The following is a 13,376-nucleotide window of genomic DNA, read 5'->3' as shown; positions in this document are numbered from 1 at the left end:
TACGCCTCAAAACCCCCGCTGTCGCCTTCTCCCTCCCCTTCATGGGGAGGGTGGTCGAAGCGAAGCGAAGACCGGGTGGGGAGGGTCAGGCGATCCTGGTCTCGGCGATTCAGCCGCACCGCCGGCGCGCTTCAGTGCGTCACGCTCTTCGAGAACAGGTTGATCACCACCACCCCGCCGATGATCATCACCAGGCCGATGATCGCCGGAACGTCCAGCTTCTGTTTGAACAGAAAGACGCCGATCGCCGAGATCAGCACCACCCCCAGCCCGCTCCAGATCGCATAGGCCAGCCCCACCGGCATCTGCTTCAGCGCCAGCGTCAGCAGATAGAAGGCGATGCCGTAACAGACCGCCAGCCCGGCCGTCGGCAGCGGCCGGGTGAACTGCTGCGACTGCTGCAACAGGGTCGTCCCCATCACCTCGAAGCCGATCGCGCCCAGCAGGGCCAGCCAGGTCGCCGGATTCATGCGTCGACCTTCCCATCGGCGTCGGCTTCCGAATAGCCGTCCGTCAGCAGACTGCCCGGCGTCAGCAGCGACAGCAGGGCCTGGCGCTGTTCCAGCGACACCTCATGCGTGCCGAACAGGTCGCTCATCCACAGACCATCGGCGATCAGCCGCAGCATCAGGGCGTCGTCCCGGCCCATCGGATCCTCCGGGTCTCCCACCGTGAGGCTGCGGATCGCCTCGCGCCAGCGCGGGATCAGGCTCGGCTCTATGGCGCAGGCGGCCAGGACAGCGCGCCCGATGCTCACGTCCCGCTCGGTCGCCGGCTCATTGACCACCGTCCTCAGATAGGCCCGCGCATTGCGGCCATAGGGATTAGGATCACGCGCCGCCTCGGCCAGCACCACTGTCGTCATCTCCAGCGACAGATGGTCCAGCACGCCTTCCAGCAGGGCCTGCTTGTTCGGAAAATGGTGCAGCAGGGCGCCCTTGCTGAACGGCAGGCGCGCCACCACGGCGTCCAGCGTCACCGCCATCGCCCCCTCTTCGGCGGCCAGCTCGATGGCCGCCTCGATAATCTGGCGGCGGGTGTCTTCGGGCGTGCGGCGTATCGGTTGAGCGTCCATGCGGAGCGCCATACCGTCTGGACGGTTTTGTGTAAATCCTGAAATATTGGCCCTCGGCCCCCTCGACGCGCTATAGGCGTCGCCTCCCCTTTCGGACTGGTGTTCATGGCCCCTCGCCCCCCTCTCGTCGCCCTCAAGGACGTCCGCCTTCAGGACGGCCCCCGCCCGCTGTTCGACGGCGTCGACATGGCGATGGAGCCGCGCAGCCGCGCAGCCCTGGTCGGCCGCAACGGGGCGGGCAAGTCCACCCTGATGAAGGTCGTCATGGGCCTGATCGAGCCGGACTCGGGCGACCGCTCGTTCCAGGCCGGCACCCGCTTCGCCTATGTCCCGCAGGAACCGGTCATCACCGGCGAAACCCTGGCCGATTACGCCGCTTCGGGCGAGGCCGAACGCTGGACCGCCGAAAGCTGGCTGGAGACCTTCGGCCTCAACCCGAACAAGTCCACACAAGGCCTGTCGGGCGGCGAGATCCGCCGCGCCGCGCTCGCCAAGGCCTTCGCCGAGGAGCCCGACCTGCTGCTGCTGGACGAGCCGACCAACCACCTCGACATCCTGGCCATCGAACTGCTGGAAAATGAGCTGATCCAGGCCCGTTTCGCCCTTCTGGTCGTCAGCCACGACCGCGCCTTCCTGAACCGCGTCACCGACACCGTCCACTGGCTGGAAGGCCGCAAGGTCCGCACCCTGAACAAGGGCTTCGTCGAGTTCGACGACTGGGCCGCCAAGGTCATGGAGGAAGAGGCCGAGTCCCTTCGCCGCCTGACCAAGCGCATCGAGGCCGAGACCTATACCTTCTACCGCTCCATCACCGCCCAGCGCACCCGCAATGAAGGTCGCGCCCGCGCCCTGCAACAGATGCGCCTGGACCGCGCCGAACGGGTCAAGGACATCCCGCGCGAGCTGAACCTCGGCGTCGATTCCGGCGGCGCCTCGGGCAAGCTGGTCGCCGACATCAAGGGCGTCAGCAAGGCGTTCGGCGACCGCACCATCTTCAAGAACCTGACCACTCGCATCATCCGCGGCGACCGCCTGGCCATCGTCGGCCCCAACGGCGCGGGCAAGACCACCCTGGTCAAGGTGCTGCTGGGCGAACTGGCCCCGGACGAGGGAACCGTCCGCATGGGCGCCAACCTGGAACCCCTCTACCTCGACCAGTCGCGCGAGGGACTAAAGTCGGACATGACCCTGTGGGACGCCCTGACGCCGGGCGGCGGCGACTCCATCCTGGTGCGCGGCCGCTCCATGCACGTCGCCGCCTACGCCAAGGACTTCCTGTTCCAGGAAGCCCAACTGAAACAGCCCATCTCCACCCTGTCGGGCGGCGAGCGCAACCGCCTGCTGCTGGCGCGGGCGCTGGCCCAGCCCGCCAATCTGCTGATCCTCGACGAGCCGACCAACGACCTCGACATGGACACGCTGGAGAAGCTGGAAGAGCTGCTCGAATCCTATGACGGCACCCTGATCCTGGTGTCGCACGACCGCGACTTCGTAGACCGCCTGGCGACCTCCACCATCGCCCTGAACGGTCGCGGCGACGTGGTCGAGACGCCCGGCGGCTGGCAGGACTTCCTGCGCCAGAACCCCGGTTTCCTCGCCCCGCCCCCGACCCACGCCGACAGCGCGCCCTCAGGGGCGCGTCGGGTCGAGAAGGCGGAGCCTTCTGACCGCGCCCCCAAGAAGACCGTCAAGCTGTCCTACAAGGACGCCCGCCGTCTGGAAGAGGTCGAAAAGCTGATGGAGACCCTCCCCGTCGAAATCGCCAAGCAAGACGCCATCCTCGCCGACCCGGACCTCTATTCGCGCGACCCCGCCGCCTTCGACCGCGCCATGAAGGCCGCCGAAAAAGCCCGCGCCGAACTGGAAACCGCCGAACTCGACTGGCTGGAGTTGGAAGAGAAGAAGGCCGCATTGGCGGACTAACAACCTCGCCCCCATGGTAGCGGCGGCCCCTCAAGGCCGCCGCAAGCTATGTAAACCGGTGATCAGTTAGGATCGCCGGGAAGCCCGGAACAGCGCGGCAAGGTCGTCGCAAGACACCGCTCAAATTGCGCCACTTCATCAATATTGCTGAGGTCCGGCGGGCGCGGCAGGCCATAGGGGTCCTGAGGATAACAGTCGTAGTATGCATTCAGCATGCACATATCGTATTCCGATATGGGATCCGCTTCCGCCGACGATGACCAGGGCAGCGTAGCAACTAGCAGCGCCATCGCCGCAATTGACACGCACGCCAGTACCTTCCGCGTGGCCAGATAGCTCATTTTCACCTCCCTCGAGTAATCTCCGCCTAGTGAAGGCGAGATCCAACCAGCTCACAAAACAATAATATGTGAAATTCGTCTTTCTCGATATGATGGATAGAGCAGCAGGTCAGCCCCAGCACTGCATTATGCATAGCCTGCGGCCTTTCCGCCGATCGGATTGGGAGCCGAACGATAGGCCCGAGCCACAACGGCCTGCACCCATCTGAGAGCAACGGCGACGTTAGGCCTAGAAAACGGAACGGACGCCTTTTCCTGTGGACAGCGCAACGCCCTGATCCGCCTGTGCGAATTTCGTCCGCCCACAGATATCCACAGGCTTACCCACCGGGTCCGGGACGATTCCGCACAGACGCGCCGGTTTGGGCGCTTGCCCAATAACCGATTTCGCGGGAACGTCAACAGGCCGAAGGGACACGGAGGCGCGGAAATCCGGGGAGACTCGGAAATCAAGCGGACCAGTCCGGCTCTCTGACCCAGGGTTCCAAGCCTCCTCGGAGGACGCGGAAACACCGACGCAGGGCCAAGGCTCCCGATCCTTTAGCGTTTCGGCGCAGGGATCACGGAGAACCGGGCCGGGATCGACGGACGGCGCGAGGTTCGCCTTGCGGAACGCCGAAGACCAGGAGCCGATGAAACAGGCGCCGAACGACGCCGGGTTCGCCCGCCGACGCTGAGGCGAAGTTTCGACCCTATAGCGGCCAAGTCCAACCCGGACTTGGCGAGGGGACGCGATCCGCGATCCGACCGGCGACGGTCTGGCTCAAAGGGTTACGTCCCCTCGCTCAATTCCGGCGCTGGATTGCCGGATTGCAGGTCGGAAATCGGCCCGGCGACGCCCCGCCGCCTTTCCAAGCGCGGCCCGCCCCCCTACACCCTAGACGTGATGACTCGCCCCCACCTAGACCGACGCCGCCTCATGGTCGGCGCCCTTGGCCTGAGCGCCATGGGCGCGCTGTCGGCGTGCGGCCGTACCCCTGCGCCGACCGACGAGTCCGGCCGCGTGCGCCTGCGAGTGGCGGCGGGCGGACCGGCCGATGCCCTGCATGGCGGCTTCTATCAGGCGCTGGCGGCCGGGGCCTATGAGCGGCGCGGCCTCAACGTCGAGATTCTGGCCGGCCCGACCGGCGCCGACATCCCCGCCCTTCTGGCTGCCAGCGCGGTCGAACTGGCCATCGGCCGCGACAGCTTCCTGCCCCTGCGGCTGATCGCCGAGCGCGCCCCGGTCAAGGCCGTGGCCGCCTTCCTGCAGAAAGACCCGGTCGTCCTGCTGGCCCATCCCGACCAGCAACTGGAGGATCTGACCGTCCTGCGCGGTCGCAGCATCCTGATGGAGCCCAGGGATCAGGGCGGCTTCTGGACCTGGTTGCGCGCCCGCTTCGACCTGACCCCCGACCAGGCCCGCCCCGGCGCTCCCGAGGATAATCTGAAGGCCTTCCGCGACGATCCGGACAGCGTGCTTGTCGCGCGCCTCACCGACGGCGGCCCAGAGATGATCGCGCGCGCGGTCGGCTTCCAGCCCCTGATCCTGTCCTCGGCCGAGGACGGCTACCCCTCCTATTCCGGCCTGGTGCTGGCGCCCAACGCCTTCGCCCGCGACAATGCCCAGGCCCTGCGCAACTTCATCGCCGCCTCGGTCGAGGGCTGGCGCGACTACGTCCACGGCGACGGGGCCAAGGGCGACGCCCTGATCCGCCGCGCCAATCCGGACCTGCCCCAGCGCGCGCTCGACGCTGCCCGCGCGGCTCTGCGCGCCCAGGCCATGGTCGACGGCGGCGATGCGGCCCTGTACGGCCTCGGCGCCATGACGCCCGAGCGTTGGCAGGCCTTCGCCGATCAGACGCAAGGCGCCTATCCCGCCGCGCCCGACTGGCGCGAGGCCTTCACCGGCCAGTATCTGCCCTCGCGCGGCTAAATCGCCCGACGTTAGGCGAGGATTAAGTCGCGCCGCCTAGGATGCCCGGCTGAACCTCTTCAGTTTTCACGAGGCGCCGTTGCCGCGCACCCTGACCATCGCCGCCCTTCTGCCCGCGCTCGGCGCGGCCACGGCCGCCTGGGCGCAGCCCGTCCCGCCGCAGCAAAGCCCCGGCCAACCGCCCTATCCGGCGCCCTCTCATGCACGCCAGCTGTCCTGGCCCGGCCGCCCTGCGGCCCATCCAACCAGCCAGCCTGCGCCGGACTGGACCAGCGCCCCGGCTGACAGCTTCGCCCCACCGCAGCAGGTTGTGGCGGACAGCCCGACCTATGCCGCTCGCCCGCCGATCATCCCGCACGGCGGATACCCCTGGCGTTCCGCTCAGACCTACGGCGAGCCCCAGCAGGCCCCCGCGCCCGAGTTCCGTCCGGTGACCAGCCACCCGGACGCCGTCTGGCGCCCGTATGTGAGTCCTCCAGCCGAAACCCCAGCGCCCGACTTCACGCCGCCCCCGCCCTATCAGCCGTCCTATCAACCCCCGCCGTGGACGCGCCAGCCGACGCAGAGTCAGCCTGAGCCTGCGCCCTATGCGCCGCCTCAGATCCCCCCCCAGCCCGCGTATCAGGCCTCGCCCGCGCCGATTGAGCGTGCCCCGGCGCCGAGCCAGACCCCCTGGTCGCGCGCCCAGCCAGAGCGTCAGCCGCAACCCGCGCCGGCTCCCCCCGTCCAGCACACGCCCCTGCCTCAGCCGACGCCCGCGCCGATGCCCGAGCCTTTACGGCCGATGCCGACGCCGCCGCCGGTTCAACCAGTCCCGCGCGTCGTCGAGCCGGCCCCTCAACCCGCTTCACAGCCGGCGCCTGAACCGGTGCGACAGCCGCCGCAGACCGTTATCGCCGAGCCCCAGCCTGCGCCGCCCACGCCGCCGGTCCAGCCTGCCTCCCCGCTCCAACTCGAGCCTCAGCCCCAAGCTCAGCCAGAGCCCGCGCCCGCACCGGCCCAGCCGACCGTCGACCCGCTGGCGCCTCGTCGCGACGCGCTGATCTTCCAACTGCAAAGGAATGCGCCTCAGGCGCCCGCCGCCTCGCCTCCCGCCTCGCCCGAGGCGCCCGCGCAGCAACCGCCCCAGACGGCGCCGCAGCCCGCGCCCCAGCCCGCGTCCAATGACGCTCCAGCTCAGAGCAGCGCCCGCTATTACTCCGTTCACCGTCAGGCGGGCCGCCAGCCGGACGCCACGCCCCTGCCCGCGCCCAACTATCTGGACGCCCTGCCGGTCGAACTGGATCAACCGATCAGCTCGGACGACCTGGCTCAGCCGCCCGAGGCGCCCGCTGTCATGCGCGACGCCCAGGGCCGTCTGCGCGCCGCCCCCATGATCGACGGTCCCATGCCTGACGGTCCTGGCCTGCCATGAGCGACGGCGCCCTGCCCCCCGCCGCCGAGACCGGCTCGCGCCTGCCTGAGTTGATCGCCCTGGCCCAGGAAGGCTCCAGCCCCAAGCGGCGCGCTCTCCTGCGTGAGCTGACCGACTGCTTCTTCGGCGCAGCCGAGCACACCGAGGCGGAAACCGCCCTCTATGGCGCCGTCCTGTCCGACCTCACCGAGGCTATGGAGACGGCCGTACGCGCCGAACTGGCCGAGCGGTTCGCCGAGGCGCCCGACGCCCCGCACCAACTGATCCGCCGCCTGGCCAATGACGAAGCCGAGACCGTCGCCGCCCCCGTCCTCAGCGCCTCGCCGGTGCTGACCGAGGCGGACCTGATCGGCGTGGTGCGCTCGCGCGGTCAGGGGCATATGCGCGCCGTCAGCCGCCGCGCCGCCGTGTCCGAGGCCGTGTCCGACGCCATTGTCGAACGCGGCGACGACGAAACTCTGGGCGTGCTGCTGGGCAATGAAGGCGCCAGCCTGTCGCGCGCCGCCTCGGAAACCGCCGTGGAACGCGCTCGCGCCAACCCGGCCCTGCACGCGGTGACGGTCGAGCGCTCCGCCCTGCCGCCCGACCTGCTGAACGACCTGTATTTCGAGGTCGAAGCCCGCCTGCGTCAGCGCATTCTGGAACAGAATGCGCGGATGGACCCGGCCCTGCTGGAAAGCGCCCTAGCCGCCGGCCGCACGCGCGTCGCCGCCGAAGACGGCGCCCTGCCGCCCGACTACGCCGAGAGCCTGGCCTATGTCGAAGAACTACGCGCCGCCCATCAGCTGACGCCTCAGGTGCTGGCCCGTTTCCTGCGCTCGGGCGGCCAGACGGCCTTCCTGATCGCCCTGTCGCAACTGGCTGACGTCGACTTCCACACCGCCCGCCAGATCATCGAGCGGCGCGAGCTGGACGCCCTGGCGGTGATCTGCAAGGCGGCCGACCTGGATCGCGCCCTGTTCCTGACCTACGCCGTCGTCCTGCTGAACACCGACGACAACGCGATGGGCAAGGCGCGGGCCTATGCCGGGATGTATCAGGAACTGACCCGTGAAGCCGCCATGCGGACGATCCGCTTCTGGCGCGCGCGCAAGGCGATGCAGGCGGCCTGACGGCCCCCCCCTTTCGATCCGCCTTTCGATCCGGCCCCTGAACAGCAAAACGCCCGCCTTTCGCTGGAAAGGCGGGCGTCTGTCTTTAGAGCGAAATCGGCTGAGTTGGACGCATGTCCAACTCAGCTCAGATATTCGCTCCAGCATAATTCTGGACCATTGTTCTGGGTTCAGTCGAATCCGACTGAACCGAAAATAGTCTAGCGTGGCGCCGCTTTTACTTGCGGGTCGCGCGGGCGGGTTTGCGGCCGCCCTGGCCCAGGCCCATCTGCTTGGCCAGTTCCGAACGCGCCTTGGCGTAGTTCGGGGCGACCATGGGATAGTCTTTCGGCAGACCCCATTTGGCGCGGTATTCTTCCGGGCTCAGATTGTATTTGGTGCGCAGGTGACGCTTCAGCGACTTGAACTTGCGACCGTCTTCCAGGCAGATCAGGAAGTCCGGCGTGATCGACTTGCGGACCGGGACGGCCGGTTCTTGCGGCTCGGGCTCGGCTTCAGCCGGGGCTTCCGAAACGCCCGACAGAGCGGCGTGGATCTGCGCGATCAGGACCGGCACGGTGTCAGCCGATACGGTGTTGTTGCTGACATAGGCCGACACGATGTCCGCCGTCATCTCTAGCAGTTCGGGTTTTTCTTCCATTCGGATCAGCCTTCTGTCGTCCCAAATTCAATCGACTGATCTGAAAGGATCCGCCGCTCGTCGGTTTCATACGGATGTTCGAGTTCGAAAGCAATGCAGCCGTCTTTTATCGCTTGATAAGCGAGTTCAACTACCGTGATCAGTAATTACGACAACGCCGATTTTTTATCGACCGAAGTTCTCCGCAAGGGCCAGCAGGGCTGCACGTTCAGGCGCCGAGTATTCGTCGATCAGCGCCTCCTCCCCCTCGCGGATCGCCCGTAGAAGCGTTGGCGTCAGCGCCGAAGACAGAGACCAGTTCCAGTAACGCAGCACCGTCTGGGCTCGGTCCACCGCCAGCATTTCATAGATGGTCTGCACCCGGCGCCAATCGGGGTGCTGGGCGCCGTCAGCGGTGGTTTCCGGACGGCGCATAGCCCGCCACAGCGCCGCCAGGTCGCGCCGCGCCAACCCTGTCGCCTTGCACAGTATGGCCAGGGGCTCGCCCCCCGCATCGCCCATGATCTTGGCCGAAGTCAAAGGCTTGATCCCCGACAGATAGCCGATCTCAGCGACCAGTTCGCGCGTCAGCCCCCCGACGCCCGCCGCCGCCACGGCCGCTTCCAGATCGGCGTAAGGGCTCCTGGCCACGGCTGCACGATTGCGCTGGCGCCGCTCGATGAACTGCAGCGCCTTGCGCGCGACGGGGTCGCTCCACCCCTCCTCCGCCGCCAGGGCGAAGACGTCCTCGACGCTGCTCTGCATCACCTCGCGAGACACGGCGAAGCGTTGCAGGATGATCCGCCGTTCCTCGGCCCCGCACCACCAGAACATGACATAGGCGCCCGAGGGCCGCAGTTCCGGGCGCCGCAGGATCAGAGCGCACAGAACCGGCGCGTTGCGGCTCAGAGCGATCACGCTCTCGACGGCGGATTGCGGCAGGCGCGCCGTGTCATTGCGCAGGACGGCGGCGATCACCGCCTCCTCGGCCCAGTTGAACAGGGCCTCGGTCACGACCTCGGACAGGCCGCGCCGCGCCGCCATCAGCAGGCGATGCTCCAGCCCGGCGTCGCGCGCGCAGCCGATCAGGTCCGCGTCCGACAAGGCGGCGCACTCCTCCAGCAGCGGGCGCGCCACCTCGGGCTCGTCGCGCAGCAGCAGCCGCTTCAGCGCATCGGGCAGTTCGCCCAGCGGCGCCAGCCGCTCGGCCACCCGGCGGCGCTCTTCCGTCGAGGCTGTTCGCAACACGTCGACCAGCAGGTCGCCGACCACCGAACGCTCGAAGACGTTGATCCGGCTGGCGGGCAGGCTGACCACATCGGCCAGACGACGCAGCAGGGCGCGACGCGCCCGCATCGGTCGCGCCTCGGTCTCTTGCGCCTTGGCTCCGGCATCACTCATGAGGGTGATCTTAGCGCCGACGCGTTAACCGGCCGTCACAACCCTTCGAACAGGGCGGTCGACAGATAGCGTTCGGCGAAGCTGGGGATGATGGTCACGATCGTCTGACCGGCATAGGCGTCCTGGGCCGCCAGTCGGAAGGCCGCCGCCAGGGCCGCGCCCGAGCTGATGCCGACCGGGATGCCGTCCTCGCGCGCGACGCGGCGGGCCATGTCGAAGGCGTCTTCGTTGGTGACCTGCTCCACCCCGTCGATGACATCACGGTCGATCACGGCGGGGATGAAGCCCGCGCCGATGCCCTGGATCTTGTGCGGCCCCGGCGCGCCGCCGGACAGGACCGGAGAGTCGGTCGGCTCCACCGCGATCATCTTCACGGAGGGCTTCTTCGCCTTCAGCGCATGCCCGACGCCGGTGATGGTGCCGCCGGTGCCGACGCCCGCCACCACTACGTCCACGGCGCCCGCCGTGTCGTTCCAGATTTCCTCGGCCGTCGTGGCCTCATGGATAGCGGGGTTGGCCAAGTTCTCGAACTGGGCGGGGCTGACCGAGCCGGGGATTTCGCTCAGCAGTTCCTCAGCGCGGGCGATGGCGCCCTTCATGCCCTTTTCGGCGGGCGTCAGTTCCAGCTTGGCGCCCAGCAGGGCCAGCATCTTGCGCCGTTCGATCGACATGCTCTCGGGCATGACCAGGATCAGCCTGTAACCCTTGGACGCCGCGACAAAGGCCAGGGCGATGCCGGTGTTGCCGCTGGTCGGCTCGATCAGGGTGGCGCCGGGCTTGATCCTGCCCAGTTGCTCCAGCGCCTCGACCATCGCCACGCCGATGCGGTCCTTGACCGAGGCGATCGGGTTGAAGAACTCCAGCTTGGCCAGCACTGTGGCCTTGGGCTTCAGCGCCGCCGTCAGGTTCGGCAGCCGCACCAGAGGCGTATCGCCGATGGTGTCGACGATGCTGTCATAGACCCGGCCGCGCCCCGCCTTCCTGTGGCGGCTGGCGTCATAGGCCTGGGTTTGAGCAGTGTCGGACATGGCGAGGTCTCCGTGCGTTCGGGGGCGACGTAACAGATAAGGCTTATACGCGCGAAGCAAGGCCCCGCTCCGCAGCTTTTCTGTCGCGGTGTTTAGCCGCGCTGGCCGCTCCCTGACGCGACGGACCTATTCGTCCGGAAAGCTCTTGTGATCCTGCCGGTGCTGGGCCGGCAGATAGGGACCGGCGGGCAAGCCCTGACCCAAGGTATGGGTCGCCGTCAGATTGGCCTGCTGGGTCAGCGGCATATAGTTGGGCTTGGCCTTCTCAAGCGCCGAAACGATGGCCTGGGCCAACAGATCGGCCAGCGGATTGCCAGAGTTCGAGGCCTGCGGACTGTAGGTCATGGACTGATGATCCGACCACAGGACCTGACCGCTGCGACAGCTCTTCAACGTGTATTCAAACGCCACATTGGTCGAGGTCGAGATCAGGATGTATTGCGACTCCCACTTCTGGATTTCGACGAACAGCACCGCATCGCAGCCGAACAGGGGACCAAAGCGCGCGGCGTCGGCCTGATGCACCAGACCAGCATCCGACAGGCCTTCGTCCTCCAGCACCCCCTTCACCATATGGGCGGGGAACACATAGTAGCCGCGCTCGGCGACCGGCCGGGAAATGGTCGAGACGAAATAGTCCGCCGCATCCACGTTGACGGTCGAGTTCAGCGCCGGAACCACCATGACGCTGCGCGGATTCTCGGCGCGCAGGGCGGCGTAGCTCTTGGGCGCAGGCCCCGTGGCGCAGGCCGTCAGCAGGGCGGCGCATGCCAGGGCGGCGACGGCGAGCGGTCTGCGGATGATCATTGCGCCTCTCCCCCGGCGACGGCGGCCTGACCGCCGAGGCCGACGATCACCCGATCCATGAAGACGGCGGATTCGGGGAAGCGCGCGCGCTCTTCCTGAAACAGCGTCAGGGCCTGCGTCGTCTCGCCCGCCTGCAGATGCAGATAGCCCAGCTCGGCCAGCAGCCCCGGAGCAACGGCGTCGCGCTTGCGCCCCGCCTCGATGGCGCGCTCCAGGGCGGTGCGATAGGCCTCGCGGTTCTCGGGGTTCTGGGCATAGGCGTAGAGCGCGGGCTCATAGGCGCCCCACTCGAACCGCGTGGCGGGCGCGCAGGCGGCGACACCGCTCAGGGCTGTCATCGCGACGATCGTGATCAGACGTTTCACGGCACCACCACCACAGCCTGTGTCCCGGCGGCGACGATCACCGTCTGGGCGTGCAGGATCCGACCGCCCTGACTGACGACGACCTCATGACGGCCCGGCGTCAGGGCCGCGCCCCCGCCCAGGGCGCCGACCGATCCCAGATCGCGCCCGTCCACGATCAGGCGGGCGTCGGCCGGAGCATTGCTCAGCTTCAGCGTGCCTGCGGATGCGCCCTGCACCGCCTCGCGCGTGGGATAGTTCTTGACGCACCCCCCGGTCGCCAGGGCGGCGCACAGGACGGTCAGCACGACCGCGCTCGTCTTCATGGTCTGATCTCCGTGACCCGCAGGCCGGTTGGATCGGCAGGCAGTTCGCCCTCGATCACGCGGGCGGTCGCGCCCTCGGTCTCAGGACTGTCGCCGAAGAAGCCGGTGATCTCGATCTGCGCCACCCGGCTTCCGGGCAGGGTGATCGGCAGGCCCGACTGGCCGCTGACCACCGTCTCGCCCGGAGTCTCGACCTGGAAGCGGTCGCCGGCGCGCAGACCCTGGCTGGGACCGCCGCTGACATAGACGGTCGGGCCGGACACCCGCAGGATGTCGGTGAACCAGGCCCGCTGCTGCAACTGGTTGACGATATTGGTCATGGCGTCGGCGATGGCCGCCGATATGGCCCGATCATTCAGGGTCGAGTCATAGCCCGCGCGGCTGCCGAAACCCGCCACCTCGCCGGTCTCCGTCGTCGCCTCCCCAGCGCCCGAGGCGGTGAAGAAGACGCGGCCGGTGCGCACGTCGACCAGACGGATCTCGACCGTGGCGTTGACCGCCTGACGACGCTGGGAGTTGAGGAAGCCCTGCTTGCCCTCGTTGCGGCGGCCCAGCTGGGTGATCGAGCCCAGCAGCAGGGCGTCGACTCCGCTCAGCGCCTGACCGTCCGCCTCGGACAGCACCCGCTCGGCGTTCAGCGCCGTCAGATCGGACCGCTCGAAGACAAAGAAGTGGTCGGACGTGACAAGGGCGTTGACCAGCATGTCGCCTGCCTGGCTCGCCACCGGATCAGCCTGCCCCGGCGACAGCAACAGGCGGCCATAGGGCGTGCTGTTGGTGAAGCGCCCGACCGCCACCCGACGCTTCAGCCCCACCCTCGCTGAACCCGGCCGCGCCGCCTCGGCCTGTACCGCGCCGGACGCGGCGAACGCTGTGGCCGGCCAGGCGGGCGCACAGACGGCCAGAGCCGCAAAAACTGCGAAAGCACGCTGGAAAATCATCTGAAACCGCCCCCGGCCAATCAGCGTTATTCATGACATGTCTGGTGCGCTCAGCGCAATCCCTTCGCCAAACCCGCGCCAATTCAACAGAAACATCCGGCGCCGACGCCTTGTCGCCAGCCGTCGCGTC

14 protein-coding genes are annotated in these 13,376 nt (G+C 68.0%); 4 read left to right on the top strand and 10 right to left on the bottom strand.

The features are described 5' to 3' along the window. Nucleotides 1-131: 131 nt before the first annotated feature. Together H556_RS0111880 and H556_RS0111875 are read right to left on the bottom strand one after the other, a co-directional pair. The gene (locus H556_RS0111880) at nt 132-470 is read right to left on the bottom strand and encodes a DMT family transporter (protein WP_024354639.1); all 339 of its coding nucleotides are present in this window, start codon (nt 468-470) and stop codon (nt 132-134) included. Then, a complete protein-coding gene (locus H556_RS0111875; RefSeq protein WP_024354638.1) occupies nt 467-1,075 on the bottom strand; it encodes a TetR/AcrR family transcriptional regulator in 609 nt (202 codons plus the stop codon). Before H556_RS0111875 ends, H556_RS0111880 begins: the two co-directional genes overlap by 4 nt. 105 nt (nt 1,076-1,180) lie before the next feature. Between H556_RS0111875 and H556_RS0111870 the strand changes: the two genes are divergently transcribed. Beyond that, a complete protein-coding gene (locus H556_RS0111870) occupies nt 1,181-2,998 on the top strand; it encodes an ABC-F family ATP-binding cassette domain-containing protein (protein ID WP_024354637.1) in 1,818 nt (605 codons plus the stop codon). Nucleotides 2,999-3,060: 62 nt separating this feature from the next. Here H556_RS0111870 and H556_RS16385 read toward each other — a convergent pair whose 3' ends face one another. Beyond that, a complete protein-coding gene (locus H556_RS16385) occupies nt 3,061-3,339 on the bottom strand; it encodes a hypothetical protein (RefSeq protein WP_155802477.1) in 279 nt (92 codons plus the stop codon). A 919-nt stretch (nt 3,340-4,258) separates the two neighbouring features. Here H556_RS16385 and H556_RS0111865 point away from each other — a divergent pair. From H556_RS0111865 to H556_RS0111855, 3 genes are all read left to right on the top strand, one after another. Beyond that, nucleotides 4,259-5,254 carry an ABC transporter substrate-binding protein gene (locus H556_RS0111865; RefSeq protein WP_024354636.1) on the top strand — a complete coding sequence of 332 codons (996 nt, stop codon included), beginning with the start codon at nt 4,259-4,261 and terminating at the stop codon, nt 5,252-5,254. 79 nt (nt 5,255-5,333) lie between these two features. Next, nucleotides 5,334-6,668, top strand: a complete 1,335-nt coding sequence (locus H556_RS15735) for a hypothetical protein (RefSeq protein WP_024354635.1) — start codon at nt 5,334-5,336, stop codon at nt 6,666-6,668. Next, a complete protein-coding gene (locus H556_RS0111855; protein WP_024354634.1) occupies nt 6,665-7,780 on the top strand; it encodes a DUF2336 domain-containing protein in 1,116 nt (371 codons plus the stop codon). The genes H556_RS15735 and H556_RS0111855 overlap by 4 nt, the downstream gene beginning before the upstream one ends. A gap of 217 nt (nt 7,781-7,997) precedes the next feature. Here H556_RS0111855 and H556_RS0111850 read toward each other — a convergent pair whose 3' ends face one another. The 7 genes from H556_RS0111850 to H556_RS0111820 all read right to left on the bottom strand — a co-directional run bounded on the left by H556_RS0111850 (nt 7,998) and on the right by H556_RS0111820 (nt 13,246). After that, entirely contained in the window at nt 7,998-8,420 is a 423-nt protein-coding gene (locus H556_RS0111850) for a Ros/MucR family transcriptional regulator (RefSeq protein ID WP_024354633.1), read from the bottom strand. Between the two features lie 165 nt (nt 8,421-8,585). Further along, nucleotides 8,586-9,800 (bottom strand): DUF2336 domain-containing protein, encoded by a 1,215-nt coding sequence (locus H556_RS0111845; protein ID WP_024354632.1) that lies wholly within the window; start codon nt 9,798-9,800, stop codon nt 8,586-8,588. 35 nt (nt 9,801-9,835) lie between these two features. Then, complete coding sequence (gene cysK, locus H556_RS0111840; RefSeq protein WP_024354631.1) at nt 9,836-10,828, bottom strand: cysteine synthase A; 993 nt, start codon at nt 10,826-10,828, stop codon at nt 9,836-9,838. Nucleotides 10,829-10,954: 126 nt separating this feature from the next. Further along, nucleotides 10,955-11,635: a GNA1162 family protein gene (locus H556_RS0111835; protein WP_024354630.1), complete on the bottom strand. Its 681-nt coding sequence runs from the start codon at nt 11,633-11,635 to the stop codon at nt 10,955-10,957. After that, nucleotides 11,632-12,000, bottom strand: a complete 369-nt coding sequence (locus H556_RS0111830; RefSeq protein WP_024354629.1) for a DUF4810 domain-containing protein — start codon at nt 11,998-12,000, stop codon at nt 11,632-11,634. The genes H556_RS0111835 and H556_RS0111830 overlap by 4 nt, the downstream gene beginning before the upstream one ends. Beyond that, entirely contained in the window at nt 11,997-12,305 is a 309-nt protein-coding gene (locus H556_RS0111825; protein WP_024354628.1) for a hypothetical protein, read from the bottom strand. The genes H556_RS0111830 and H556_RS0111825 overlap by 4 nt, the downstream gene beginning before the upstream one ends. Then, a complete protein-coding gene (locus tag H556_RS0111820) occupies nt 12,302-13,246 on the bottom strand; it encodes a CsgG/HfaB family protein (protein WP_081650948.1) in 945 nt (314 codons plus the stop codon). Before H556_RS0111820 ends, H556_RS0111825 begins: the two co-directional genes overlap by 4 nt. Nucleotides 13,247-13,376 lie beyond the last annotated feature (130 nt).

Source organism: Brevundimonas naejangsanensis DSM 23858, assembly GCF_000421705.1.
Taxonomy (GTDB): domain Bacteria; phylum Pseudomonadota; class Alphaproteobacteria; order Caulobacterales; family Caulobacteraceae; genus Brevundimonas; species Brevundimonas naejangsanensis.
The sequence above is the reverse complement of the archived record's forward strand: the minus strand, read 5'-3'. Positions and strand labels throughout refer to the sequence as shown.

What these genes read in the sequence shown, in the direction of transcription:
- H556_RS0111845 (WP_024354632.1), bottom strand. Translation starts at nt 9,800, where the DNA reads ATGAGTGATGCCGGAGCCAAGGCGCAAGAGACCGAGGCGCGACCGATG.
- H556_RS0111850 (WP_024354633.1), bottom strand. Translation starts at nt 8,420, where the DNA reads ATGGAAGAAAAACCCGAACTGCTAGAGATGACGGCGGACATCGTGTCG.
- H556_RS0111875 (WP_024354638.1), bottom strand. Translation starts at nt 1,075, where the DNA reads ATGGACGCTCAACCGATACGCCGCACGCCCGAAGACACCCGCCGCCAG.
- H556_RS0111855 (WP_024354634.1), top strand. Translation starts at nt 6,665, where the DNA reads ATGAGCGACGGCGCCCTGCCCCCCGCCGCCGAGACCGGCTCGCGCCTG.
- cysK (WP_024354631.1), bottom strand. Translation starts at nt 10,828, where the DNA reads ATGTCCGACACTGCTCAAACCCAGGCCTATGACGCCAGCCGCCACAGG.
- H556_RS0111835 (WP_024354630.1), bottom strand. Translation starts at nt 11,635, where the DNA reads ATGATCATCCGCAGACCGCTCGCCGTCGCCGCCCTGGCATGCGCCGCC.
- H556_RS0111870 (WP_024354637.1), top strand. Translation starts at nt 1,181, where the DNA reads ATGGCCCCTCGCCCCCCTCTCGTCGCCCTCAAGGACGTCCGCCTTCAG.
- H556_RS0111880 (WP_024354639.1), bottom strand. Translation starts at nt 470, where the DNA reads ATGAATCCGGCGACCTGGCTGGCCCTGCTGGGCGCGATCGGCTTCGAG.
- H556_RS16385 (WP_155802477.1), bottom strand. Translation starts at nt 3,339, where the DNA reads ATGAGCTATCTGGCCACGCGGAAGGTACTGGCGTGCGTGTCAATTGCG.
- H556_RS0111820 (WP_081650948.1), bottom strand. Translation starts at nt 13,246, where the DNA reads ATGATTTTCCAGCGTGCTTTCGCAGTTTTTGCGGCTCTGGCCGTCTGT.
- H556_RS0111865 (WP_024354636.1), top strand. Translation starts at nt 4,259, where the DNA reads ATGGTCGGCGCCCTTGGCCTGAGCGCCATGGGCGCGCTGTCGGCGTGC.
- H556_RS0111825 (WP_024354628.1), bottom strand. Translation starts at nt 12,305, where the DNA reads ATGAAGACGAGCGCGGTCGTGCTGACCGTCCTGTGCGCCGCCCTGGCG.